Raw genomic sequence first — 24558 nt, forward strand, 5'->3', positions numbered from 1 at the left:
CAATCTACTCCTTGCTCTTAGGTTCATGTTCATTTAGGAATACTGCCGATAACACCTTCAACGAAATAATCAGTCGCTTCCAGTTTATCGAGTTCAAGTTTCGCTCCCGCATCAATTTTGACTGTCCCCTTCTGATCTTTGACGGGGCCATTGAACGGATTTAATGTACCTGCGATCAAATCTACTTTCCCTTTATCCACAAGCTTCTTCACCTCATCAGGGACTTGACTGCCGAATGAGGTCAACTGAACGACATGATCTTTGAGCTGACCACGATATTTCCCATCATATTTACTGCCTTTAAACGTACCTGCCACACCTGTTTTCACCATATCCACATACAAATCTGACCAGTTCCAAATCGAACCCGTAATCCAGCCTTTTGGTGCTAGCACGGAGGCTTCTGCATGATAACCGACAGATAGCGCACCGCGTCTTTCCGCAGTTTCAATAACAGTTTTTGTGCAATCCTGATGCTGCGACAACACATCAATACCTTGATCAATCATGCTGTTCGCTGCATTCGCTTGCTGAGCAGGGTCGCACCAGCTGCCTGTAAATACAACTGTCGTCGTTGCACTTGGGTTAACGGATTTGGCGCCTAACTCAAAAGCATTGACGTTCAGCAATACCTGAGGAATCAGCACAGAAACGATATAACCCAACTTGCCTGATTTCGACATTTTACCAGCAGCAATCCCCGCTAAATAGACAGGTTCCCAAATCGTGCCAAAGTAAGTCCCTAAGTTAGCTGCAGTTTTCAAACCACCTTGATGATAGAAGAGCACATCTGGATGACGCTTCGCTACATTCAAGGCAGGATCTAAATGACCATACGAGGTTGGAAAAATAATTTTAGCTCCATTCCGTATCATCTCTTCCATGACCCGCTCGGCTTCTGCGGTTTCGGGCACATTTTCACTACGCAGCACTTTTAAATCCGGAAAAGCTTTCTCTACAGCTTGACTGCCAATATAGGCCGCTTGATTATAGCCATAATCATCTTTCGCGCCAACGAAGATAAAACCTACAGCTTTCCCGCCTGTACCAGCTGCCCCGCCACTCAATGAAGCCGTAGAAACAGGTGTAGAATTCGTACTGCATGCCGCAAGGGTCCATGTTAAAACAATTGAACTAGCAATGAGTCCCCACTTTTTTCCAATGAGTCGCATGGTTAAAGACCTCCACTATCCTATTTTTTATATATTAGACTTGTTCCAGACCCAACCTGCTGCTCAACCACCTCCCGCTCCTGTGAAAACCTTGGACAAACCTTCCGGCATCTGACTCCGCTGCTTGCGAGCTACCAAGTATAACGCCAGCAATGTGATCACGTAGGGTGTCATGAATAATAAAAAGGGAGAAATATCGTACCCTTGTTGCTGGATAACAAGCTGGAAGGCTTGCGATCCGCCAAATAAATAAGCTCCGAGCATAGCTTTGGCTGGCCTCCAGGCTGCGAAAATCACAAGAGCAACGGCTACAACACCTTTACCTTGCGTCATATTTTCAACTCAGGTATGCGTGTAGGCAGTAGAAAGCTGCGCACCCCCTATTCCCGCAAGAAAGCCTCCTGCCATCACTGCACAATACCGAATTAATTTCGGCGAGAATCCATAGGTGTAGACGACTTCCTCACGTTCACCAGTCGCCCGTGCAATGACGCCGATCCTTGTTTTGAAGAGGAGGAACCAAAGGGTAGGAACGAGGAGAATCGAGATATATGTTAGCCCGTCATGCTGGAATAGCAGCGGTCCTATGAACGGGATTTGGGATAAGTAAGGAATGGAAATAGGTTCAAAGCCACTGATCTGTTTATTCACGAAACCTCGGCCAAGAAAGGAGGTTAAGCCTATGGCGAAGAACATCACGGTTAAACCGCTGGCTAATGCATTGGCTTTGCGAGAAATGACCAAGAGGGCATGAATCAGAGCCAATGCGGCACCAAACAGCCCACCTGCAAGTGCTCCCAACCACGGATTCCCGCTCCACACGGTCACTGCAAATGCACCTAGCGCACCACCTAACATCGAGCCTTCCGTCCCTAGGTTGACAACACCCGCCCTCTCGGCAATTAATTCCCCTAGACTTGCATAGAGGACAGATGTACCTGCTCGGATGGCACCTGTTCCAATATCAATGACGTTCATGCTTGCTTCCTCCTACCTACAGCAAGAATAGCGAAGAGAACAAAGGCCATAAGAATTTGAACAGAGGACGCAGGTAATCCACTATTCATCTCAAGTGAGTTTCCAGCAACACTGATCATTCCGATGATAAAAGAAGTTGCGACCAACCGTAAAGGGTGATTCCATGCCATCCATGAGGCCAAGAAGCCTAAATAGCCATAGTTCATCCCGGTTGTCGGGCGAAGCCGTCCTTCAATCCCTGAGATTTCAATCATGCCTGCGATCCCAGCCAAAGCGCCTGCTGCAATCAGGATCCAGAACTGGATATGGGTATCTTGTAAACCTGCACGCTTAGCTGCAAGCACATTACCGCCAACCACTCGAATTCGGAAACCTAAGCGAGTATGGCTAATGAGGAACCATACGATTGCTGCTAGGATCAATGCAAGACAGATGCCAATATGTACACGACTGGAATTAGAGAACGTGAGTAAACGAAGTTGTTCAGCGAGTTCTTTGGAGAAAGGCCAATTAAATGAGGCAGGATCCTTGAGGAGACTATGTACGAAGAAGCCAATCGTGAAGTATGCCACATAATTTAAAAGCAATGTTGTAATGGTTTCATTCATTTTACCTTTCACTTTCCCAACAGCTGCAATCGCCGCCCACAATGCGCCGCCGAAGGCGCCGACAATGACGAGAATGGGTACGCCGAGCCAGCCAGGAATGGATGGGAGCAGGTATACGCCAACGGATGTAACGGCGAGTGCACCAATCGCCAGCTGCCCCTCACCACCTACATTAATCATCCCTGCCTTCGCTGGCAGTGCTGCCGCGAGAGCCGTTAGAATGAAGGGCGTGGCTTTAATGACCACTTCTCCAAATCCATACAAATCCCCAAAGGTTGAACGAAGCATCGTACCATACAGTGATATGGGATTAACCCCAGAAGCGAGTAGAAATAGCGCAAAGGCGAGAAGCGGTGCAATGACAACCAGTGCAGGAGTGAGTATGACTCCCCCTCTCGGTTTGACAGGTCGTTGGTTTAGTGGCAAAATCACGCTCATGCCGTTTCCCCCTTCAACATGATTTGGCCTATCGTATAGGCATCGGTTTCCGAAGGTATGAACGGCCCATGCAGCTTGGCATTCGCTAATACTAGCAGCTCATCCGATAGTGCGAACAATTCACCTAGATCCTCTGAGATCAAGAGTATGGCGGCGCCTTTATCAGCTAGATCTATGAGCATATTCTGAATCGAACGCGTCGTTCCGATATCGAGCCCTCGGCTTGGATAGCTAACAAGAAGGATACTCGGTTCCTTCAGAAGTGCTCTCGATAAGATCATCCGCTGCACATTCCCTCCTGACAGGCGGTCTACCCGTCTACTAGGATCCGCAAGTCCCAGCACCTGCACTTCTTTTCTCGCTTGAAGCTGAGCGCGGATATGCGACCAATCCATGCCCAAGCCCTTGGTTTTCATCGGAAGTCCTGCAAGCACCATATGCTCCAAAATGGTAAAACCAGCAATGACCGAATCTGTCAAAGGGTCTTCTGAAACTAAAGCCATACCTGCATCAATATAAGCCTTGACTGGGGCATGCGTTAGATTAATACCATTAATAATTAGGGAACCTGATGAGAGTGCTCTCAGACCAAAAAGCGCCTCAATCAGCTCCTTTTGACCATTACCTGAGATGCCAGCAATACCCACAATCTTTCCTTTCTCAATCGATATATCCATCCTATCCACGATCATCTGGCCATGATCATCTTGAATCGTCATTTCGCGTCCTTGCAAGGCATGCACAGGCAAATGAGATTGGGCTGAGAAAGACGTTCGTTCTTCCAGCTTCACAAGCTGTTTCGTCCCCATCATACTGGCCACAAGCTGATCACCTGTAAAATTTGCCGCTTTGGTTGCTGTATAAATCACAGCCCCATGGCGAAGCACAGTCACACGGTCAGCAACAGCCATAACCTCATTAATTTTATGGGTAATTATTAATACCGCGTATTGATCCTTTCGCAGACGATCCAGCATTTGTAAAAACGCATCAACCTCAACTGGCGTCAGTACACTGGTAGGTTCATCAAAAATAATTAGCCGTGTCCCCTTCATCAGCAGCACCTTAAGAATTTCAACACGCTGCCTCTCTCCAAGATCCAGTTGCCACACCCAGGCGTCAGGATTAATGGAAATCCCGTAGCGTGCCGAGACCTCAAGGATTTGTTGACGTATTTTCATATGATTCATGAAGATGCCCTTTTCCGTGATAGCTAAAGCAATGTTCTCGAGTACACTTAGTGCGGGTACGAGACGGAAATCCTGGTAAACCATGCCAATGCCCTGATCTTTGGCTTTCACAGGTGGATGAAGTTTGACCTCCTCACCGAGCCACTTTATCGTTCCCTCGTCGACGCTGTACACGCCTGAAATCATTTTCATCAGCGTGCTCTTGCCCGCTCCATTCTCGCCAAGTATGGCATGCACTTCTCCGGCTATTACCTGGAGATCAACCCTATTACATGCGAGTAACTCCCCGAAGCGTTTGACCAATTGAGTAGCTTCCAGTAAAGGCACTTGAGGAATTGAATCCTGGTTGGTCTCCATACGACACCTCTTCATCCGTGTTATTTTTCATAACATATTTTCTCTATTTCTCTGATGTTTCTAATTATATTACACGGATTATGGGATGTCGTTAGTAGGAAAAACTAATAATAGTTGGATTCCATTGGTTAAAAACACTAGTTAGATTCTTTTTATGTTATCTTTAATAACACAAAAACCACTTTCCATGGTTGGAAAGTGGTTTCACTTGGACGATTTTGTTTGCATATCAAGATCACTTTTTTAATTAACAAGCCAGTCTTTCAACTGCGAACCCAGCCGCTTCGCATCCTGATAACCAAGTTCATGTAAAACTTCTAGTTTCTTTGGATTTTTCTCCATCCGGCTTACAAGTACTTTGGACGAAGGACGAATCACGATCGCGCTGCCATCGGCTTCCATCTGCCTTACAAGCTCTAGCGTGCCATTATAAATTTCACTGCGATTAACTAACACATCTACGAGGCCATCATACTTAGGGTAGAAGCTTTTAGCTAACCAGCGTTGTTTAAAAGGGGTCTTGCGATAGCCCATTTCTTTGGTTAACACGATGATATGTTTTCTGTTCCCATCTGCGACCGATTTCTTCACAGGGATAGGATCAACCAAGCCGCCATCAAATAATGTACGGCCATCATACTGAATAGGCTGTGCTACAAAAGGCAGCGAACTAGACGCTTGAACGATCGGCATTGTTTGCTGGTCGAGCTGATGCTTCGTATAATAGACTGGTTCTCCTGTATGCGCATCGGTAGTTCCTATAGCGAATTGCTGAGGTGAACGATAGAAAGCCTCGTAATCAAAAGGCACTAATTTATTAGGCAGTTCATTAAATATGAAATCCATACCAAATATGCTCTTATGGCGCAATAAATTGCGATAACTCAAATATCGGTGATCTCCAATATAGTCAATGGTTACTTTCTTATTGCGACCAGGTTGTTTGGAAATATATGAAACCGCGTTGCAGGCCCCCGCTGATACACCAACCACATACGGTAAATACCAATCTTGCTCCATAAAGTATTCTAAGACTCCCGCGGTGTATACGCCTCGCATACCCCCGCCTTCCAGTACGAGTCCAATTCCTTCCATGGTGACACCTTCTTTCTGTCTGTCTTTAGCCCCCTTTTAGCATACAGGAAATGTAAATCAAAAGAAATGCTCCTCCGTCTCCGTAAAAGAGACAAAGAAGCAGGTTCAAGCCATTTTTTTATGCGGATTCGGGAATTACCCCAGATAATCCACGTTTTTGACGGATTTTCCGAATGATAACTCCATTGGTTGGGGATAAAAGGAAAGCTAGGGCAAACATAGCACCTGCCACGGTTATCATACAACCGGCAATCGAAGCATCTAGTAAGTAGGCAACGTAATACCCCGCCACCGAACTGATAACTCCAACCGCGATGCTAAGCCCGATCATAAGACTTAACTTCTCAGTCAACAGATAGGCTGTGGCTGCAGGCACAATTAACATGCCTACAACAAGAATTGCTCCGACACTCTCAAAGGAAGCTACCGTCGTTATCGAGACTAAGCCCATTAAGAGATAGTGGAACAATATGACTGGAATCCCAACTGCGGCTGCAAGAGCCGGATCAAACGAGCATAATTTGAACTGTTTATAGAAGAGACCGATAACAAGTGTACTAAGCAAAAGGGCAAAACCTACCGCCCAAACCGCTTTAGGCCCAATGCTGATGCCTCCAATCTCAATCGTGTTCCATGGCACATAAGCAATTTCACCATATAGGACGCAATCCAAATCAAGATCGATTTGTCTTGTATACAATGAAACAAGCACAACTCCGATAGAGAACATAGCGGTGAAAACCACACCAATAGAAGCATCTGACTGCAAGCCGCTCTGTTGGAACAACTGAATTAATAATACCGTTATCAGACCGATAACCGCTGCCCCGATCAGCATAAAGATCGAACCTCTGGACCCGCTTATCAGGAAAGCAATCACGATACCAGGAAGCACAGAATGACTGATCGCATCGCCGATCATGGCCATTTTCCGGAGTACGAGAAAACAGCCAACTAATGAACAGGATGCGGCAACAAGCGCCGCCGTTAGGATAATCCAAAAATCATTCAACTTGGCTCACCCCTTTTGCTTTGACATAAGGTTCCGTATCCTTCAATACCTGCTGCTTCATTGAAGTTTGACGGATCATTTTGATAAGCAGTCCGCGTTTGGGTGCAAACAAGAGAGAGAGCCCGAATAACCCCGTTGCTGCTAACACACTAAGCGGACCTGTTGGCAAATTGCTGCCCATTGTGCTTAAATACGTACCTACGAAGCCGCTGAACGCCCCGAAAATACCAGATAAGATGACCATCAGACCGAGCTTTTCCGTCCAATATCTCGCAGCTACAGCCGGTGTAATTAACAAGGCTGCCATCAGCACGACACCAACGGCTTGAATGCCGACCACGACGGCAACTACGATCAAAAACATCATGAAATGATCTAAGATCGACACCGGAAAACCAAGCCCTCTGGCATACCCAGGATCAAAGCTAAGCAGTTTAAACTCTTTGAAAAACAATGTGCATACACTAATTAATAAAAATGAAATGATAGCCATTGTAATGACATCGGAATGCACCATGGACGCCGCTTGCCCAAACAGGAATTTATCTAAACCACTTTGATTACCGCTGGAGCTGTGCTGGATTTGTGTTAACAACACGATGCCAACTCCGAAAAAAACAGATAGTACAATGCCTAAAGCTGAATCTTGTTTGATTTTGGAATGTCTCGTAATCCAACCAATGCTAAGTGTGGCAAGCAAACCCGCGGCGGCTGCGCCAATGAGAAAGAATAGGATCGACTTGGAACCAGTAATCATAAAGGCTACGCACACACCGGGAAGCGCTGCATGTGACAAGGCATCACCCATCAACGATTGTTTACGCAAGTAGGCAAAACTTCCTAATACACCACTACTTAAACCGAGCAATGAGCATCCTAATAATATCCACCTTGCATTAGGATCCAGCCATAAGTGAAGCAAGGAGTCTAACATGTTGATCACCTCATCCTATTCGCGTGTTGGCATCTTCCCGATCCCAGATCGCCAGTTTACCGCCGTACGTTTGCTGCAATTTATCCTTTGTAAATACTTCGCTCGTCGGACCAATATCAATAATTCCTACATTGAGCAGAATCACCCAGTCAAAGTATTCTTGGACCGTGGATAGATCATGATGGACCACTAGCACTGTCTTCCCTTGCTTCTTAAGCTCACCTAGCAAAGTGATAATTGCTTTCTCCGTAGCGGCATCAACACCGACGAAGGGTTCATCCATAAAATATAAGCTGGCATCCTGCGCAAGCGCTCTTGCTAAGAAGATACGCTGCTGCTGACCTCCAGACAGCTGACTGATTTGGCGTTCGGCGAAATCAGCCATCCCTACTTTCTCTAAACATGACATAGCAATTTGTTTTTCTTTATTTCCTGGTCTACGAAACCAACCCAAGTGGCCGTAACGCCCCATGGTAACAACATCGAGCGCATTCGTTGGAAAATCCCAATCGACGGATTCCCTCTGCGGTACATAACCAACCAGCTTGCGCTGCTCTTTATAGGGCTTGCCATAAATCTTCACTTCTCCGGATAAGCTCGGGATTAAACCGAGTGCGGCTTTGATTAAAGTGGATTTTCCTGCCCCGTTCGGACCTATAATCCCGATCAACTTGCCTTCTGGTATCGTTAGAGATACCTGCTCTAAAACAGGTTTCTTATGATAAGCTACCGTCATATTCTGAATGGTTAGCGGTGCTTCCGAATATTTCATATCAATTCCCCCTTAATGATTTCTGTTATAAAACGAACCGCTGCTATTTCAAAGCCTTCACAATCGTATCCACATTGTGACGAACCATCCCTACATAAGTTCCTTCTACGGTTCCCGCAGCTCCCATGGCATCTGAGAATAGCTCTCCACCAATTTGGATATCATGACCTTTTTCCTTCGCTCCTTGAATGACAGCTTCAATAGATTTTTTCGGAACACTGGACTCCACGAATACAGCTTTGATCTTTTTCTCAACTAGGAAATCACGAAGTTGACTCACGTCTTTAGAGCCATATTCGGAAGCGGTACTGATGCCTTGCAAACCTCTCACTTGGATGTGATAGGCATCTCCGAAATAACCGAACGCATCATGCGCTGTAACAAGAACACGAGTCGACTCTGGAATTAAAGCAATTTGTTCACGCGCATAACGATCTAATTCTTCGAGCTTCGCTAAGTAAGCTGCTGCATTTTTGCTGTAGTCTTCTTTGTGAGCAGGATCCAATTCGCTTAAAGAGTCACGTACTTGCTCCGTCGCACTCATCCAATACTTCACATTAAACCAGATATGCGGATCATATTCCGTTGCCATCTCCGTACCGGAGCGCAATGACTTACGATCAATTTTGTCCGAAACAGCAACAGTTGGTTTTTCTTTCCCCATCTTTTCCAGAATCTCAACCATTTTGCCTTCCAAGTGCAGACCATTATAGAAAATGATTTGCGCATCATCCAGCTTCTTAATATCACCCTGTGAAGCTTTATATAAATGCGGGTCAACTCCCGCGTTCATAAGTCCGGTTACCTTGACATGGGTGGAGCCCACATTCTGAGCGATATCGGCTATCATCCCAATCGTCGTCGTTACTTTAATTTCCTTCCCCGTTGAAGATGCTGGTAGTTCCTCTGTTTTCCCACATGCTGCTATCGTCATCATGATTCCTAGTAAAGCCACTGCTGAAAATTTCTTCCAAATCCCTCTTGCCGTCATTACCTTCATACGTTAAATCCTCCCCGAATTGTTACTTTTCTAATTTGTACAAGCCCACATTTGTTTACCTAGGGAAACATTATCTCAAGAACATTATTACCCAGATTAGAAAAAGTTGCAATAGGGAAAAATATTTTCCTTAATACATTATTTTTATCCTTATCCACAAATCAAGAGTTCATTTTTATCAAGCCGTACATGCACATAAGGGAAAGGTTTAGGACATTCAGGACTTTTGGGTAGTTGTACACAAACAAAAGACTATCCTCAAAGTAGATTATCTACCTGAGGATAGTCTTTTCAGATTAAAAAGACAGCCTTACCGCTTTTACCTATGAATTGTTTTTGCTAATGTTATTTAAGCTAGGCGGAAATTCAGCAGCATTTTGCTTCGTTAATGTCTGAGCTTCTTCCATCAAGGAAGCGTCATTCTGCTGGTTTTTCTTCTTATCAGGACGATTCACTTTGGTCATTGCCTTCACCTCCATCATCTCCCACCTAGTATGAGAAGGCTGCTGGCTTATTATGCTTTATCAATCCTTAATACCGTTAACGTTGTTCTCGATAGAACTCTTTGATCACCAGGAATTCGTCCAAATGCTCCAGAAAAAGATCCACGACCACAGGGTCAAAGTGATGACCGCGTTCTGATTTCAATAGATCCAGCACCCTTTCTAGCTCCCATGCTTTTTTGTAGACACGATCACTGCACAGTGCGTCAAACACATCGGCAAGCGCCGTTATCCGCCCATAGAGATGAATATCCTCACCGCGAAGTCCATGCGGATATCCAGAACCATCGAAACGCTCATGGTGTTGCTGCGCAATGATAGCCGCGGCATTCAACACTTGCTTGTTCGAATGCTTCAGCATTTCATACCCCAAATTCGAGTGGGTTTTCATAATTTCGAATTCATCTTGCGTCAATGGGCCTGGCTTATTCAGAATCGCGTCCGGAATCCCGACTTTCCCCACATCATGCATTGGAGAAGCTAGGCGTATAACCTCTGCTTCTTGCTCTGAAAGTCCATATTTTATCGCCAGCAAGCGCGAATACTCCGCTACTCTCTTCACATGGTGTCCTGTTTCCCGGGATCTTGTTTCCGTGATTTCACCCATTGTATAAATGATCTCTTGCTGCGTACTTTCCAATTCTTCATTCAAATATATATTCTCAAATGCAACAGACACATTGGTACAGTAAATATCAATCAAATATCGTTCCCATTCGCTGAGCGCTTTGAAGCCGTTCATATAGATGACATTTTCCATGCCCATCTTGCTTTGAAAATAAATCACGAAACGGTCTGAGGCAAAGGAGCTTTTTTTCGTTAAAAAAGCTTGCTCAATCTCACCGAGAACCTGCTCGGGAACAACATCACGTGCTCTTTCGTCCTGATTGGACGCATAATCGCCGCTTGCAGCCAATATATAAATATCTTCAACGCCCTTTGTTACCGCGAAACTGCAATGAATGGCGTTCTTATGCAAATTGACAATCGAGGTCATTTGCGTTAAAACGCCTGAGGCAAACTTCTTCATCGACTGCAGCTCAAACAGCGTTGCTGAAGATTTAATGATTTCCTCCAGGCCTGTTCTGCTTTTCTCAATTGTCTTCAAATCGCGGTACGAGCGCAGTGCCGTAACGACGGTCGTGAACAGCTTTTGAGTCGTTAGTTCAGTCTTCTCTTTATAATCATTAATGTCATAATCCATGATAACTGTGCGCTCAGGTGCTTGACCGGGCTGTCCTGTACGCAAAATAATTCGTATCGCTGTATTTTTTAATTCCTCGCGTATGTATCTTACAATTTGAAGTCCAGCATCTTCCTGCTCCATAACAACATCTAGCAAGACTAATGCTGCATTAGGCTGCTGTTGTAGGACCTGTTTGGCTTCTGCAGCGGAAAAAGCACCGTGAAACTCCAACTTTCTGCCATCAAACTCAAAATCCTGCAAAACCATCTTCGTCACTTGATGAATCTGTTTCTCGTCATCGACAATTAAGACAATCCATGGATCCTGTTCCATCACTGCGTCAATTGTGGGAACGTTCTCTTCCTCATCGGCAAAAAGAAGCTCATCCAGGTCCATTAACCCATCCTGTCTCGTCATAACTCTGGCTCCTCCTCTATCGGAATCGTGATCATAAACAAACTACCTTGTCCTAGCGTACTGAAGCACTGGATGCCGCCATACAGGGATTGCGTGACAAGATTATAAACGATATTCATTCCTAAACCCGTACCGCCTTTGCCGCGGCTAGTCGTAAAGAAAGGATCAAAGATATGATCCAGCACCTCCTGCGTCATTCCCTTCCCATCATCGGAATAAGCGAGCAGAATATGATCTTGGTGCTCTGTTACACGAATGCTTAAGCTGCCTTCATCCTCTGGCACATAGGCATGATTCAATGAGTTCATCACTAAATTCGTAACTATTTGGGACAAAGCTCCCGGATATGTATAGAGATTAAGGCGATCATCACAATAAATGTCTACACGAAGTCTTGTTTTCTTCAAAGACGGCTTTAAGCTGGCAACGATTCCTTCTAGATACTCCCTCAAAAGAAACGTACGTTTCACTACCACGCTCTGATCCACGGAAATTTGCTTAAAGCTGCGAACTAACGAAGAGGCTCGTTCTAAATTCGTCTGAACCATAGTATTCGTCTCACCGATAATAGAAAGAAACTGCTCTAAATCAGATTTTTTCATTTTACCTGTTTCGTACAAGCTTCGGAAATCCTTACTCTTTTGATCTAAATAGGTGATCGCGGTTATACCAATGCCAATCGGCGTATTGATTTCGTGAGAGACACCGGCAACAAGGTTCCCCAAGGCTCCCATTTTCTCTGATTGAACCAGTTGATCCTGCGTAATTTGCAGCGTGTTCAGCGCTTGCTGGAGCTCCTGATAGCGTTCATCCAGATTTTTAACCATATCATTAAAGGCCTCGGATACCTCTGTTATTTCGGGGGAAGTCTGAAATTGCAGCCTAGGAAGCTCCCCTCCTTGCTTAACAATCACAGCGGCTTCGCGAAGCTTGCTTAACGGTCGAATCACGATCGTACGTAAGATGAGCCAGAGCAAGATAGATAAGATGATAGCAATACTAATCCCAACAGCTAAAATGAGTTTCGTGCGCTTCTTAAGCAGCAATGTCTCCTCGGAGGAGTCGAAAATGACTTCAACAGCCCCAACAACTACCCCATCTTCCTGCAGCGGTGCAATTAAACGGACAACCGGTTTATCGCTTTGCGCCATCGGTAACCGGTCAACGATCGTTTTATCCTGCTTTGGAATAATAATGTTTGAGGAATCAAGCCGCTTACCGACTTCCTCACGATCAGATGCAGCCAGAATAGCTCCGTCCTTGCTATATAATTTCATTTCAAGTACGCGATTATTTTTATATTGAATATAGTCAAAAATTTGCTGCACATCCGAAACCGAACGTGATTCTTCGTAACGCCCATTGATGGCGATGGTCATGCCGCTAATTTGGCTCACATAAGCTTCTTTGATGGATTGATTTAAACTCATCGTGTCGAACACCATCATCGTAGAAATCATAATGACGGTCACAAATGTAATCAGAAAGACAATACGTTTCTGTAAACTCAGCTTCTTTCGCAGTATTGGCATATGAAAGAGGCTCCTATTTCACATCAAACGTTACTGTTTTGCTAACGTCGTAAGGTGTATGATCGTTGTTATGTAAAGACACTTTGACTTCATGTGGTCCCTTGCTTAAATGGTCCAGCACTTTCTGCTTGTCCGTCACGACAATTTTCTCGCCTTTATCCAGGGAAATATGCACATGGCCTTCCCCCTCAACACGTTGATGATCATAATGCTCTTTGGAAATCTTCAGATCCGTCGTCATCTGCAGCGTTACGGCATCTCCATTCACTACCGCGCTGACCTCTAAAGTTGGCGTATACGCACTAGCTGGCGCCACACTCGATTTCGGTGACCCACATCCGGAAATCAAGATGGCCATTGCAGCTGCCAAGCATATACTTTTACAAGTTCTCATCTTTTCATCCCCTATTTAATCGCTAATTGTCTAATCATGTCAAAAAAAGCTATCCTCTTTAGCTTATGAATATTCGCAAGGTTTGTCCACTTATATTTTGGAAACAAAACCCTTTATCAGCGCACTATTCATTGTATTCTTAATTTTCAGACTTCTTATGTCGAATCATAATGAGAACGCTCACATTTTGCGCTTACCCAGGAAATAATTTCATTTCCCGAATCAAGAATGATTTCCCCAGCTTTGGAGCAATGTAGTAAAGTCACTGTTCATTTTAAAATAACTCGATCCTTAGGAGGCTCTCCCCTATGTCCGACACCCGTGAGTTTTCGATGCAGGTCCAACACGCCATTGACGCAGCAGATCAAGCCATAAGACTGGCTTCAGATGCTGAGTATAAACTGCAAAGAGCCGTTATGCAGGCTCACCCTCAAGATATTCAATCCGCTCAAGCCGCTCTCACGCAAGCCAGGCATAAAGTCAGAGACGCGCATGCGCAGCTTCAAACCTACAATAATGAGCAGTATGGGCAGCAAATCCAGCAAACGATGGAGCAGTTGATCCAAGCTTCTCAGGACGTCGACGCCAATCAGGTGAAATTTCACACCCCTAAGCAAATTCGATAAACGTCTGTTCTATGTAAAAAGCGATCGAAATTCGATCGCTTTTTCTCTTTATATAAACATTATGTTAAACTACTGGGGAAGGTTTTCAAGTTATTTGGGGAGGCACCATTTCATGCTCGTTATCGGAATTGCCGGAGGTACCGGTTCAGGAAAAACTACAGTAGCCAGATCGATCATCAACAAGCTGGGATCCACGAACGTGACATTAATTTCACAAGATAATTATTATCTTCATCATAGTGGTCTTACTTTCGAAGAGCGGGAACGCATTAACTACGATCACCCGCGAGCGTTTGAGAACGAGCTGCTTCTTAAGCATCTTAATGAATTGAAGAACGGTAACGCGGTCAATATCCCCGTCTATGATTTCTCAAAGCATGCTCGTTCGCAAGAAACGATCCGAGTTGAAGTTAAACCCATTGTATTGCTAGAGGGCATCCATGTATTAACCGATGAAGATCTTCGCAGCGCACTCAATATCAAAGTGTTTGTTGATACCGACCCGGATGTACGTATTCTACGTCGTCTTTCCCGGGACATTAATGAACGAGGGCGCACGCTGCAATCGGTCTTCGATCAGTATTTGACGACAGTGAAGCCGATGCATGATGCTTTCATCGAGCCTTCCAAGAAATATGCGGACATCATTATTCCTGAAGGCGGAGAGAACCAGATCGGCATCTCCATGCTGACGATTCTGACGGAACGTTATATGACGGATCAGGCAGCCGATTACGAAATAGGCTAATTAAAGAAAGACACTCTCGCCATTCTTGGTAAGAGTGTCTTTCTTTATGTCGATGTCATAGTTTCACGGCGAAACATAAGTCCAGAGAGTGCGAAAAGAACATAAATGAAGCTCAGCACATAAAAAATACTAGCTACATTCGAATAGCGGATAGCCGTTCCTCCCATTAAAGGACCTGCTATGCTCCCTACACTATACTGGATAGAGGCCAATACGTTGGCCGTAGGAAGCAAATGTCTAGGTAAAATATCTGCCGCGTAGGCTAGTCCAAGCGAAAAAAACGAACCCACCATGCCTCCGGCAATGCCAAATAGCAAGCCAATCAACCATAGTTTAGTTCCCGCAAATGGGATACAAAAAAAGGCAAGAGCGCCGATTAGCCCGGATGAAATGAGAATCTTCTTCCGCCCGATGCGGTCACTCCAAATGCCCAGCGGCAGCTGCATAATGAGACTGCCTACCCCCATCACAGGTAGTAAAACTCCGATATTAGGCTCAGACAGACCAATACGTAAGCCGTAGAGTGGAAAGTTGCTGTTCATCGAGGCTTCCATATACCCATATAGCAGCGAAGTAATTAGCGGGAACCATGCCAGGGCAGCAACTTTAGAAGCACGCTTATGTACAGCTTCCACGCGTCCGCCCCTTTCAGGACGCTCATTTTTCAACCTCGTCAAAAGCAGCAGAATAAGTAGAAAAAAGCTGCTTGTGGTCAGAAACGGCCCCCATATGCCCACTTTTAATAGTGTAATCCCTACGGGTCCTAAACTAAACCCAATGCCGTATGCCATACCATACAGTGTGATATTCCGTCCTCTATGCTCTTTAGGGCTAGACGTTACAATCCATAGCTGCGTTGCATAATGAAGAGCGCTATCCCCTATCCCCACTAGCAAACGAAGCACAAACCAGAACCCGATTTGCTGCCAAGCAGGGAATAAGCAGTTTGCCATGATGACCAGTCCCATCCCAACCATAATGACCGGTTTATAGCCAAACCGCCTGACTGGCTTTTCGATGAAGAACATCGTCGAGAAGATCCCGATATACAGCGCAGCAGCGTTCAGACCATTGGCATCCGTAGATACCCCTGATCGATCCAGCAAAATCGTTAGCAGCGGCAGAAGCATGCCTTGACTCATGCCAGCTACGATGATCACCATAATTAATATGGTTAATTTTTGGGGAGCAAGCCCCTCTTTAAGAGCCATTTCCAAAACGAACGGTTTCCCATCTTTGAGCATATTCATTCAGCTTGCCATGAAGTGGGACATGGAACTGCTCATTAATATAAAGTCTTAGAATTTTAATCCATTCCTTGAAAGACGGATAAGTTACAAACAGGTTGGCGTACCGATCACTTAGGCATAAAAAATAAGGACCTGATGATTTCTCCGTTAAAAAATGCAATGAGGTATCGATAGGCGTATATTTCTTACGCTTTCCCTCCCGTGTGTCCAAATCCACTTGAACCGTGGTGTTCACTTGTTTCACTAGGCTTTCCAGATGCTTCACCCTGGCATAATAGGGCATGCTGCACGAAATGTCCATTCTACGAAGCGTTTCTTCATGCTGCGGGTAAAAGATAGCTCTGACGAATTTCTTTTCCTCTGCCCATGCCGTAAAAGCATGCATGTCGGACTCCGTCCAATCTTCGAATGTTTCGAATACAAAAACCGTGCCTTTGTGCGTTTGTGCTGGCGGTTCATACCCAAAAGGCACTTTGATCTGCTCTCTTCCCATGCGTGTCCTCCTCTTGTTGTTATGATGTGCTCAAGCAAGTCTTCTTCACAATTCTCTATTGTAGCATACCCTTTAAAGTTCCATGAAATGAGGTCTCAATTGGCTTTAAGGCTCCCATTGCGATATACTTTCTAAGTACTAATTTTCAATTAAGGGAGACCTATAGAATGAGAGATCCGCGACTTCAAACATTTGCCCGCAACATTATCCGCTACTCGGTTAGTCTTCAACCCGGAGAGAACATTTTGATCGAGATGATTGGCGTCAAAGATCCTGAGCTCGCCAAATGCTTCATCGAAGAAGTATATGCCGTAGGCGGCAAGCCATTTATTGAGCTGCGTGATCCTATGATCACGAGAAGCTTGCAGATGAATGGCACCGAAGAGCAATTTAGTGAATGGGCTAATTTCGAGCTTGCCCGCATGAAACAGATGGATGCTTATGTAGCTGTTCGCAGCGGAGATAACATTACAGAATCGTCTGATGTACCCGATGAGCAAATGCGTCTTTACCTGAAATATTTCCAACGTCCGCTCTTTGACGAGCGCATTAACAATACCAAATGGTGCGTCATGCGCTACCCGAATCCTTCTATGGCCCAGCTTGCTGGCAAAAGCACCGAGGAATTCGAAAACTTCTACTTTAATGTTTGCAACCTCGATTACAGCAAAATGGCGACAGCTATGGAGTCGCTGGTAGACCTAATGAAGCGAACAGATAAAGTTCGTCTTGTTGCCAAAGGAACGGACATCTCCTTCTCCATCAAAAATATTGGCGCAGTCCCTTGCTCCGGTCTGAGAAATATTCCAGATGGCGAAGTATACTCAGCGCCAGTGAAAGACTCTGTTAATGGTGTAATCAGTTATAATACACCAACGATCTACTCCGGCACTTCCTTCGAGAACATCGTGCTTCGTTTCGAAAACGGCCGCATTGTGGAAGCGACCAGCAATGACACCAAGAAATTGAATGATATTCTGGATACGGATGACGGTGCGCGTTATATCGGTGAATTCGCTATCGGCGTGAATCCTTACATTCAGCATCCAATGAAAGACATTTTATTCGATGAGAAGATTGACGGCAGCATCCACTTCACACCAGGTCAGGCCTATGAAACTGCGGATAACACGAACCGGTCATCCGTTCACTGGGATATGGTCCTAATCCAACGTCCTGAATACGGCGGCGGAGAAATATACTTTGACGATGTACTTATTCGCAAAGACGGACGTTTCGTCCTGCCTGAGCTTGAGAAGCTCAATCCAGAAAACTTAATGTAATCAAATAAGCAGTTGAGGCATCCGTTAATGATCGGATAGCTTCAGCTGCTTTATTTATGTAATGGCATTAAGTTTTGCATAATGACTTATCCAAGCCAGTGAAATATGACGTCATCTGGCGACTCATCTAAGGTCGGCCGCGCGGGAGGGATAAGCAGATTGGTGTTCTTCACCTGCTCATGGCTTGCCGCCGCCCATGTTGTGGCCTGGATTTGCACTTCTGCGCCCTTTGGAACAAATGGAAACAGCTCCTGAACATCCCCATTCGTCAATCTTACACACCCAAGGGATTTGTCCGAGCCGATGGAGCTCTCATCGTAAGTGCCGTGAAGCGCTATTACCCCCAGACCCAAGCCTGCTTCCCCGTAACTTTGCGTACGGCTTCCCTGAGGGTTCTGCACGCGGTCCTGCACGAGGAACTGCCCCTGCGGTGTACGATCATTCGCGCCAAGGCCGATTTCTTTATCCCATAAAATATAATCTCCGCTTACCAATTTGAGTTGATGTTCCTCTTTATTGATTTCAATGTGAACCGGTTCGTATGGGATATCCTGTACATTTGGGGAATTCGCATAGAACATCTGCACGGGGTTCGCGGCATCTGGCGCATAAACCCAGCCACCTTTCCCCGTGAAAGCCTCAGAAATGCCATTAGAGCCCGTTGTCGCTTCCAATGGAATAAAGCTGAGATAATTGTTCGGATAGTCCTGCAGCAGCGCGTCTAGACGGGCTGGCGGGCTCCCATTATTTTTGGTGTATGCCATAAGTGCCGTGCGAACTAAATTAGCACCAATCGCACTAAGCGGTTGGTGCTTTCCAAATTCGGTATTCAAGAAACGGATTTTGACAGCTTCATCTGTCGCGGGATGATACTCGGTAACGACAACAGCACCCTTTGTCAGTTCTTCATCCCTGAGCAGCATCGTTTTCCCTTGATTAGCGTTATCCTGCGAAATAACCCCGTAAATCAAGATGTTCGACTTCGGCATTTCCTGAGCAAGTTCCAGAGCCTGCTTGTGCAAGGCTCCTTCGATCGCTTCATTCTGCGTCTCAGGCGCAATATACATCACGAATGGGGCATCCACCGTTTCGTAGGTGATGTCGCTACCAGCGCCCCACACCTTCATCGTAGAAATTGTTTTGTAGAGAGGATTACTCCCTGCAAACAAAACAATTAATAAGAGATTAAGGACAAGTAGAACGATAAGCATCGTTTTCATAAATGGCGGCAATATGCCCTTCGTTTCCTCCGGAAAAGCATGCTGCAAGTTCATCGCATTTGCGGCTTTCTCCTCCTCGATGTCACGAATCGCTCGATTCGCAGCGGAATAGAAAGGAGATGGGTAAGTGCGAAGAACTTCTTTGTAATGAAAAAGAGCTCGTTTGAAATTACCTCTTCTTTGAAACTTTTGCCCGATCTTATAATGAGCTTCCGGTGAAGTAGCATCTAGATACCGGATGACCTTCTCATAGTACAGGGGATCGGACGGAGAAATGAACAAGTTCTTGTGCAAATGAATGAGATTGTCATCGAGATGGTTACGGAATCGCTGGGTATGGCGTATCATTCGGCTCCTCTCCGTTCAAGAAATTGGCTTGTCCCAATCGGATGACTGATACGATTAGTATCTCTGATACATAATGTATCATGATAACTATCCGATTGACAACCCTTTTCTTGCTTCCTGAAAGCACCAGCATGAACCCTTCCCTTTTAGCAAAAGCTGAATCTCGGAGGTGATAAAGATGAGTGGGAGAAACAGCAAACCAAAAAATAATGGACCATCCGGCAGCCCTTCTCGCTTGGATCAATTTGGCGAAAAAGCCGTCCAACAAGATAAACGTGAAATGAAAGAGCGCAACAAAAAATCGTCATGCTAAGCTGATGAAACGAAAAAGACGCCCTTCCCGCGCGTTTGCGGTTGTGAGCGTCTTTTCGTTTAAACTTTTAGATTAATGTGCCACTTGGTTGTAAGTCATGATCCAAATAGAACCGCCAACGATGGTCACGAGGATAATGAGACCAAAAATCAGCGTCATAATGTTCCAACGCGCATTCTCGCCTTCCTTCACATGCATGAAGAAGAACAATTGCACCGCAAACTGCAGAACAGCCATGATGAGAATCAAAATTAGTGTTCCTGTCTTACTCATCATGTGGTTCATAACAACAACCAGCGGAATGATGGTTAGGATGATGGAGAGCGCGAAGCCGATGATATAAGATTTTAACGACCCATGTGCATGGTTATCATGAGTACCCGTTTGGTGCTGGCTCATCTTACATCACCCCCATCAAATAAACGATTGTAAAGACAAAGATCCAAACGACATCAAGGAAATGCCAGTAAAGAGAAATGATTTCCACTTTGCGCTTTGTCACAGCTGTAATACCTCTGCGTTTGAGCTGCAGAATTAACCCGATCATCCAGATCAACCCCACTGAAACGTGAAGCCCGTGTGTCCCTACTAGTGCAAAGAAACCAGACAAGAAAGCACTTGTACTAATGGATGCTCCCTCGTGATTAACCATGCTAACGAATTCCGTTACCTCAAGCCCGACGAAGGAAGCCCCTAGAAGCACTGTAACGATAAGCCAGCCAATCAGCTGCTTCATGTTCCCCTTGTTCATGCCTAGCACTGCTAAACCACTTGTGAAAGAGCTGGTAAGCAGAATGAAGGTCTCGGCGATAATACCCGGCATTTTGAAAAGTTCTTCCGGTGTAGGTCCCCCATTCGTATTCTGATGGAGAACCATGTATGTGGCGAATAATGATCCGAACAAAATGACATCCGTGATTAGAAAAATCCAGAATCCGAAGGTCTTGAGCGATTCGTGATCATGTTCATGGTCGTGTGCATGAGCGTGCTGCCCACCATTCGCGGCTGCATGTGCCATTAGACTTTCGCTCCTTTCAATGCGGCTTCTGTCCGTTTAATTTCATCAACAGGAATATAATAGTCTGTGTCATAAGTAAACGAACGGGCTATCATGCAAATTCCGACACCGATTAGCGCTGGAATCGTGAGCCACATCCAATCCCAGACGAAGCCAAATCCTGCGAAAAACCACAGCGCAGACTTCAGGAATGGAATGGCCGAATTTTTAGGCATATGAATCGGTTCATAGACGACTGGTGCCGTTGCTGCCGGTTTGGCATGGTTACCTTGTTTAAGCTTCTGTTTCGTCTCCCACCATGCATCGATCGTAGACACTTCTGGAAGGACAGCAAAGTTGTAAATTGGTGCCGGTGAAGGAATAGACCACTCAAGCGTACGGCCGTCCCACGGATCTCCGGTCACATCCGGCTCTCTGAACTTAATGGAGTGTGCAATTTGCCATACTTGGAATAGGAACCCGATCCCCATCAAGAAACCACCGATCGTGGATACCATGTTAAGCGGTCCCCAACCCATATCGAAATCGTACGTATACGTACGGCGAGTCATACCGTCTAAGCCTAAGAAATATTGCGGCATGAAACAGACATAGAAGCCAATGTTCCACAGCCAGAAAGCCCATTTGCCTAAGTGCTCATTAAGCTTGAAGCCGAACATTTTCGGCCACCAGTAGTACAGACCTGCGAAGTATCCGAAAGCTACACCGCCAATTAAAACTTGATGGAAATGCGCGATCAGGAAGTAGCTGTTATGGAACTGGAAATCAGCAGGTGCAACAGAAAGCAAGACCCCTGTCATTCCTCCTACGACGAAACAAGGTATAAACGCAATGGTCCACATCATAGGTGTCGAGAAACGAATTTTCCCTCTGAACATGGTGAATAACCAGTTAAAGACTTTGACCCCGGTAGGAATCGCGATCAACATCGTCGTGAGTGCGAAGAAGGCATTCACATCCGCGCCTGAACCCATCGTGAAGAAGTGATGCGCCCATGTGAAGAAGGACAACAAACTAATGATGAACATGGCGAAAACCATGGATTTGTAACCAAACAATTTTTTCTTAGAGAACGTGGCAACAATTTCAGAGAAAATCCCAAATGCCGGAAGGACGACAATGTAAACCTCAGGATGTCCCCACATCCATATCAAGTTGATATACATCATCGGATTCCCGCCGCCATCCAAGGTGAAGAAATGCGCACCTAAGAAACGATCCAGGAATAACAGCGCTAATGTAACCGTTAGAATTGGGAAAGCAAAGATAATCGTGACGCAGCTGGAAAATACAGACCAAGTAAACATCGGCATTTTCATCAGAGTCATGCCTGGCGCACGCATTTTGATAATCGTTACGATAAAGTTAATCCCTGTCGCCAAACTACCGATACCTGAGATTTGAATCCCCCAAATATAGAAGTTCTGTCCGACGCCTGGGCTATGGGAAAGCTCCGAAAGCGGCGGATAGCTAAGCCATCCTGCATCCGGCGATCCGCCAATGACGAACGACACGTTGAACAGCATCGCACCCCAGAAGAACAACCAGAAGCTGAGTGAATTCAAGAATGGATAGGCAACGTCCCTCGCTCCAATTTGCAGAGGAACAACGATATTAAATAAACCGAACATGAGCGGCATCGCCATAAACAAAATCATAATAACGCCATGCGTTGTGAAAATTGCGTTATAATGATCGGCTTGTAAAAACTCCATATTTGGCATTGCGAGCTGTAAACGCATCATTAGCGCATCAACACCGCCGCGGAAAAGCATCAGGATGGAGCAAATAATATACATGATCCCGATCCGCTTATGGTCAACACTTGTTAACCACTCCCGCCAGAGCCAGCCCCATTTCCTGAAATAGCTCAGTACGAAAACCATGGCAATCATCGAGAGCCCGATACTTACTTGAGCGCCCAAAATAATCGGGTCGCCCGTTACGAAAAACTCTGATGCGAACTCTTTAATACGATCCAACATGAGCATGACTTCCTTTCGTAAAAACTTCGTTCTATCATTTTGACATATTCATTTGACTATGATCCATTTGCTTATGGTCTTTCGCTTCATTTTTCTCTGTTGATGAAGATTTCATCGCATCATGATTAGTTTCAGAAGCTCCATGACCGCTATGAGCGGATTGACCATTCATATATTTCGTTACAACCTTTTGGAAAAGCCCATCTGGAATAGCGGAGAAATACTGAACGCCTTTCAATTGACCAGGCTTCGCCAGTTCTTCATAGCTTTCCATGGTTAATTTGGTTGGCGATTGTTTCGTTTTTGCTACAAAGGCATCGAAATCCGCTTGGGAAGTCGCATTTACGTCGAATGTCATATCTGCGAAATGGGATCCGCTGAAGTTAGCTCCCGTTCCGAAATAATGACCGATCTCATCGGCCTGCAAATACAAGGTCATTGCCATTCCAGACATCGTATAAATCTGTCCACCTAACTGCGGAACCCAGAAGGAGTTCATCGGCGCGTCGGAGGTAAGTTCAAACTTGATCGGTGTATCCTCCGGAATTTGCACATAGTTAAGTGTTCCTATGCCTAACTCCGGATAAGTGAACAACCATTTCCAATCAAGTGAAGTCACTTGGATGGTGACGGGAGCTTTCTCCGACTTAATCGGTTTAGACGGCTCCAAGGCATACGTATATTTAACGGTGATTACAGCGAGTGCTGCAATCATGATAATCGGTATTGACCACCATACAGCTTCTAGCGTTGTGTTGTGTGCCCAGTTCGGTTTATAAGAAGCTTTGCTTCCTTCTCGATCCCGATACCGCCATACAATCCATGCCGTTAGTGCCAAAACCGGAACAAGAATTACCAAACACATTACCGTGGAGATGTACATCAAATCTTTTTGCGTTTCAGCAATTGGCCCTTTAGGATCGAGTACCATTGCTTGATCGCTGCAGCCTGCCAATAACACGACGATGGCAATCATCATCAAAGGCAGCAGTGCTTGTACGAGTTTTCTCTTCTTCATCCAACTAACCTCCTAATCCACAATCTACAAAGTGCTGTTTCTAAGTATTTATTAACATGCGCTTTTTTATCTAATACTAAGATAACAAATTGCATTTAAAAGTACACGGGCACTAGAAGGACTTAACAAATACGTCAAAGGATCGACGTTTTACTGTAAAACAAATGTCACACAACGTTTGTTGACTATTATGTAAATGTATGAAAATCCATGAAAATCAAAAAGCCCTTCAAGTTATTCACCTGAAAGGCTAAATTTATTCATGATTTGTGTTCTCATTCCGTCTTCGATACGGCACGGGAATGGACCAGATGAATCGCTGTGCGAATCACATAAACGAAAACGCTGCCTACCATGAATCCGATTCCAACCATTAACGTCGTATTTTGATCACTGAAATGATCCAAACTGAGTAAACTTAAAACTAAACCTATGCCAAGCAAAGCCCATGCCGCGATAGTCATTAACTTCACCAATGGTACCACATCACGTTCACTGCGTTCATTACTAACCGTTACTGTTTTAACAGCCATCATCATCACTCCAAACTCAGAAGTAAAAGTCTAATACAGTTAGTATAACACAAAAAATAAAAAAATGTTCATATTTTATTCACACGTTGATCAAATTTTGGACAAATGTATAAATTAGGTTTTCACAAAAATAAC

Annotated in this window: 26 protein-coding genes; 4 read left to right on the forward strand and 22 right to left on the reverse strand. The window is 45.1% G+C overall.

Going from position 1 to position 24558, the window contains the following annotated elements; genetic code table 11:
• Positions 1 to 29 precede the first annotated feature (29 nt).
• From AC58VC_RS00930 to AC58VC_RS00995, 14 genes are all read right to left on the reverse strand, one after another.
• Positions 30 to 1172, reverse strand: coding sequence for a BMP family ABC transporter substrate-binding protein (locus AC58VC_RS00930; protein ID WP_497367015.1), 1143 nt, complete (start codon positions 1170 to 1172; stop codon positions 30 to 32).
• Positions 1173 to 1235: 63 nt separating this feature from the next.
• Positions 1236 to 1505 carry a hypothetical protein gene (locus AC58VC_RS00935; protein ID WP_497367016.1) on the reverse strand — a complete coding sequence of 90 codons (270 nt, stop codon included), beginning with the start codon at positions 1503 to 1505 and terminating at the stop codon, positions 1236 to 1238.
• A 9-nt stretch (positions 1506 to 1514) separates the two neighbouring features.
• Positions 1515 to 2150, reverse strand: a complete 636-nt coding sequence (locus AC58VC_RS00940) for an ABC transporter permease (RefSeq protein ID WP_497367017.1) — start codon at positions 2148 to 2150, stop codon at positions 1515 to 1517.
• Positions 2147 to 3196 carry an ABC transporter permease gene (locus AC58VC_RS00945; RefSeq protein ID WP_497367018.1) on the reverse strand — a complete coding sequence of 350 codons (1050 nt, stop codon included), beginning with the start codon at positions 3194 to 3196 and terminating at the stop codon, positions 2147 to 2149. Before AC58VC_RS00945 ends, AC58VC_RS00940 begins: the two co-directional genes overlap by 4 nt.
• Positions 3193 to 4743 carry an ABC transporter ATP-binding protein gene (locus AC58VC_RS00950; RefSeq protein WP_497367019.1) on the reverse strand — a complete coding sequence of 517 codons (1551 nt, stop codon included), beginning with the start codon at positions 4741 to 4743 and terminating at the stop codon, positions 3193 to 3195. Before AC58VC_RS00950 ends, AC58VC_RS00945 begins: the two co-directional genes overlap by 4 nt.
• A gap of 243 nt (positions 4744 to 4986) precedes the next feature.
• Positions 4987 to 5838 (reverse strand): patatin-like phospholipase family protein, encoded by an 852-nt coding sequence (locus AC58VC_RS00955; protein WP_497367020.1) that lies wholly within the window; start codon positions 5836 to 5838, stop codon positions 4987 to 4989.
• A 118-nt stretch (positions 5839 to 5956) separates the two neighbouring features.
• Positions 5957 to 6850, reverse strand: a complete 894-nt coding sequence (locus tag AC58VC_RS00960) for a metal ABC transporter permease (RefSeq protein ID WP_497367021.1) — start codon at positions 6848 to 6850, stop codon at positions 5957 to 5959.
• Entirely contained in the window at positions 6843 to 7784 is a 942-nt protein-coding gene (locus tag AC58VC_RS00965; protein WP_497367022.1) for a metal ABC transporter permease, read from the reverse strand. The genes AC58VC_RS00960 and AC58VC_RS00965 overlap by 8 nt, the downstream gene beginning before the upstream one ends.
• A 10-nt stretch (positions 7785 to 7794) precedes the next feature.
• On the reverse strand, positions 7795 to 8556 hold the full coding sequence (locus AC58VC_RS00970; protein ID WP_497367023.1) for a metal ABC transporter ATP-binding protein: 762 nt from the start codon (positions 8554 to 8556) through the stop codon (positions 7795 to 7797).
• A 43-nt stretch (positions 8557 to 8599) separates the two neighbouring features.
• Positions 8600 to 9547 (reverse strand): metal ABC transporter solute-binding protein, Zn/Mn family, encoded by a 948-nt coding sequence (locus tag AC58VC_RS00975; RefSeq protein ID WP_497367875.1) that lies wholly within the window; start codon positions 9545 to 9547, stop codon positions 8600 to 8602.
• 332 nt (positions 9548 to 9879) lie between these two features.
• Positions 9880 to 10020: a hypothetical protein gene (locus AC58VC_RS00980; RefSeq protein ID WP_186456120.1), complete on the reverse strand. Its 141-nt coding sequence runs from the start codon at positions 10018 to 10020 to the stop codon at positions 9880 to 9882.
• A 76-nt stretch (positions 10021 to 10096) separates the two neighbouring features.
• The gene (locus AC58VC_RS00985) at positions 10097 to 11662 is read right to left on the reverse strand and encodes a DUF3369 domain-containing protein (protein ID WP_497367024.1); all 1566 of its coding nucleotides are present in this window, start codon (positions 11660 to 11662) and stop codon (positions 10097 to 10099) included.
• Positions 11659 to 13194 (reverse strand): ATP-binding protein, encoded by a 1536-nt coding sequence (locus AC58VC_RS00990; protein ID WP_497367025.1) that lies wholly within the window; start codon positions 13192 to 13194, stop codon positions 11659 to 11661. The genes AC58VC_RS00985 and AC58VC_RS00990 overlap by 4 nt, the downstream gene beginning before the upstream one ends.
• A gap of 13 nt (positions 13195 to 13207) precedes the next feature.
• Positions 13208 to 13588 carry a hypothetical protein gene (locus tag AC58VC_RS00995; protein ID WP_497367026.1) on the reverse strand — a complete coding sequence of 127 codons (381 nt, stop codon included), beginning with the start codon at positions 13586 to 13588 and terminating at the stop codon, positions 13208 to 13210.
• Positions 13589 to 13896: 308 nt separating this feature from the next.
• Between AC58VC_RS00995 and AC58VC_RS01000 the strand changes: the two genes are divergently transcribed.
• Both AC58VC_RS01000 and udk read left to right on the forward strand, forming a co-directional pair.
• Complete coding sequence (locus tag AC58VC_RS01000) at positions 13897 to 14214, forward strand: hypothetical protein (RefSeq protein ID WP_497367027.1); 318 nt, start codon at positions 13897 to 13899, stop codon at positions 14212 to 14214.
• A 112-nt stretch (positions 14215 to 14326) separates the two neighbouring features.
• Positions 14327 to 14962 carry a uridine kinase gene (udk, locus tag AC58VC_RS01005; RefSeq protein WP_127456463.1) on the forward strand — a complete coding sequence of 212 codons (636 nt, stop codon included), beginning with the start codon at positions 14327 to 14329 and terminating at the stop codon, positions 14960 to 14962.
• Positions 14963 to 15006: 44 nt separating this feature from the next.
• On the opposite strand, the gene AC58VC_RS01010 is transcribed toward udk, so the two are convergent.
• Both AC58VC_RS01010 and AC58VC_RS01015 read right to left on the reverse strand, forming a co-directional pair.
• The gene (locus AC58VC_RS01010) at positions 15007 to 16212 is read right to left on the reverse strand and encodes an MFS transporter (protein WP_497367028.1); all 1206 of its coding nucleotides are present in this window, start codon (positions 16210 to 16212) and stop codon (positions 15007 to 15009) included.
• The gene (locus AC58VC_RS01015) at positions 16163 to 16705 is read right to left on the reverse strand and encodes a hypothetical protein (protein ID WP_497367029.1); all 543 of its coding nucleotides are present in this window, start codon (positions 16703 to 16705) and stop codon (positions 16163 to 16165) included. The genes AC58VC_RS01010 and AC58VC_RS01015 overlap by 50 nt, the downstream gene beginning before the upstream one ends.
• A 167-nt stretch (positions 16706 to 16872) precedes the next feature.
• Here AC58VC_RS01015 and AC58VC_RS01020 point away from each other — a divergent pair, with 167 nt between their 5' ends.
• Positions 16873 to 17988 (forward strand): aminopeptidase, encoded by a 1116-nt coding sequence (locus AC58VC_RS01020; protein ID WP_497367030.1) that lies wholly within the window; start codon positions 16873 to 16875, stop codon positions 17986 to 17988.
• Between the two features lie 86 nt (positions 17989 to 18074).
• Here the strand turns inward: AC58VC_RS01020 and AC58VC_RS01025 are convergent, their stop codons facing one another.
• On the reverse strand, positions 18075 to 19556 hold the full coding sequence (locus AC58VC_RS01025; protein WP_497367031.1) for a L,D-transpeptidase family protein: 1482 nt from the start codon (positions 19554 to 19556) through the stop codon (positions 18075 to 18077).
• 178 nt (positions 19557 to 19734) lie between these two features.
• Here AC58VC_RS01025 and AC58VC_RS01030 point away from each other — a divergent pair, with 178 nt between their 5' ends.
• Complete coding sequence (locus AC58VC_RS01030) at positions 19735 to 19869, forward strand: hypothetical protein (protein WP_497367032.1); 135 nt, start codon at positions 19735 to 19737, stop codon at positions 19867 to 19869.
• A gap of 72 nt (positions 19870 to 19941) precedes the next feature.
• Here AC58VC_RS01030 and cyoD read toward each other — a convergent pair whose 3' ends face one another.
• From cyoD to AC58VC_RS01055, 5 genes are all read right to left on the reverse strand, one after another.
• On the reverse strand, positions 19942 to 20268 hold the full coding sequence (gene cyoD, locus AC58VC_RS01035; RefSeq protein ID WP_497367033.1) for a cytochrome o ubiquinol oxidase subunit IV: 327 nt from the start codon (positions 20266 to 20268) through the stop codon (positions 19942 to 19944).
• Position 20269: 1 nt separating this feature from the next.
• Positions 20270 to 20887, reverse strand: a complete 618-nt coding sequence (gene cyoC / locus AC58VC_RS01040) for a cytochrome o ubiquinol oxidase subunit III (protein WP_497367034.1) — start codon at positions 20885 to 20887, stop codon at positions 20270 to 20272.
• Positions 20887 to 22872, reverse strand: a complete 1986-nt coding sequence (locus tag AC58VC_RS01045; protein WP_497367035.1) for a cbb3-type cytochrome c oxidase subunit I — start codon at positions 22870 to 22872, stop codon at positions 20887 to 20889. The genes cyoC and AC58VC_RS01045 overlap by 1 nt, the downstream gene beginning before the upstream one ends.
• A 34-nt stretch (positions 22873 to 22906) precedes the next feature.
• A complete protein-coding gene (cyoA, locus tag AC58VC_RS01050) occupies positions 22907 to 23890 on the reverse strand; it encodes a ubiquinol oxidase subunit II (protein WP_497367036.1) in 984 nt (327 codons plus the stop codon).
• Positions 23891 to 24165: 275 nt separating this feature from the next.
• Positions 24166 to 24423 (reverse strand): hypothetical protein, encoded by a 258-nt coding sequence (locus AC58VC_RS01055; protein WP_497367037.1) that lies wholly within the window; start codon positions 24421 to 24423, stop codon positions 24166 to 24168.
• Positions 24424 to 24558 lie beyond the last annotated feature (135 nt).

The sequence above is a fragment of the Paenibacillus sp. J22R67 genome, assembly GCF_059692175.1.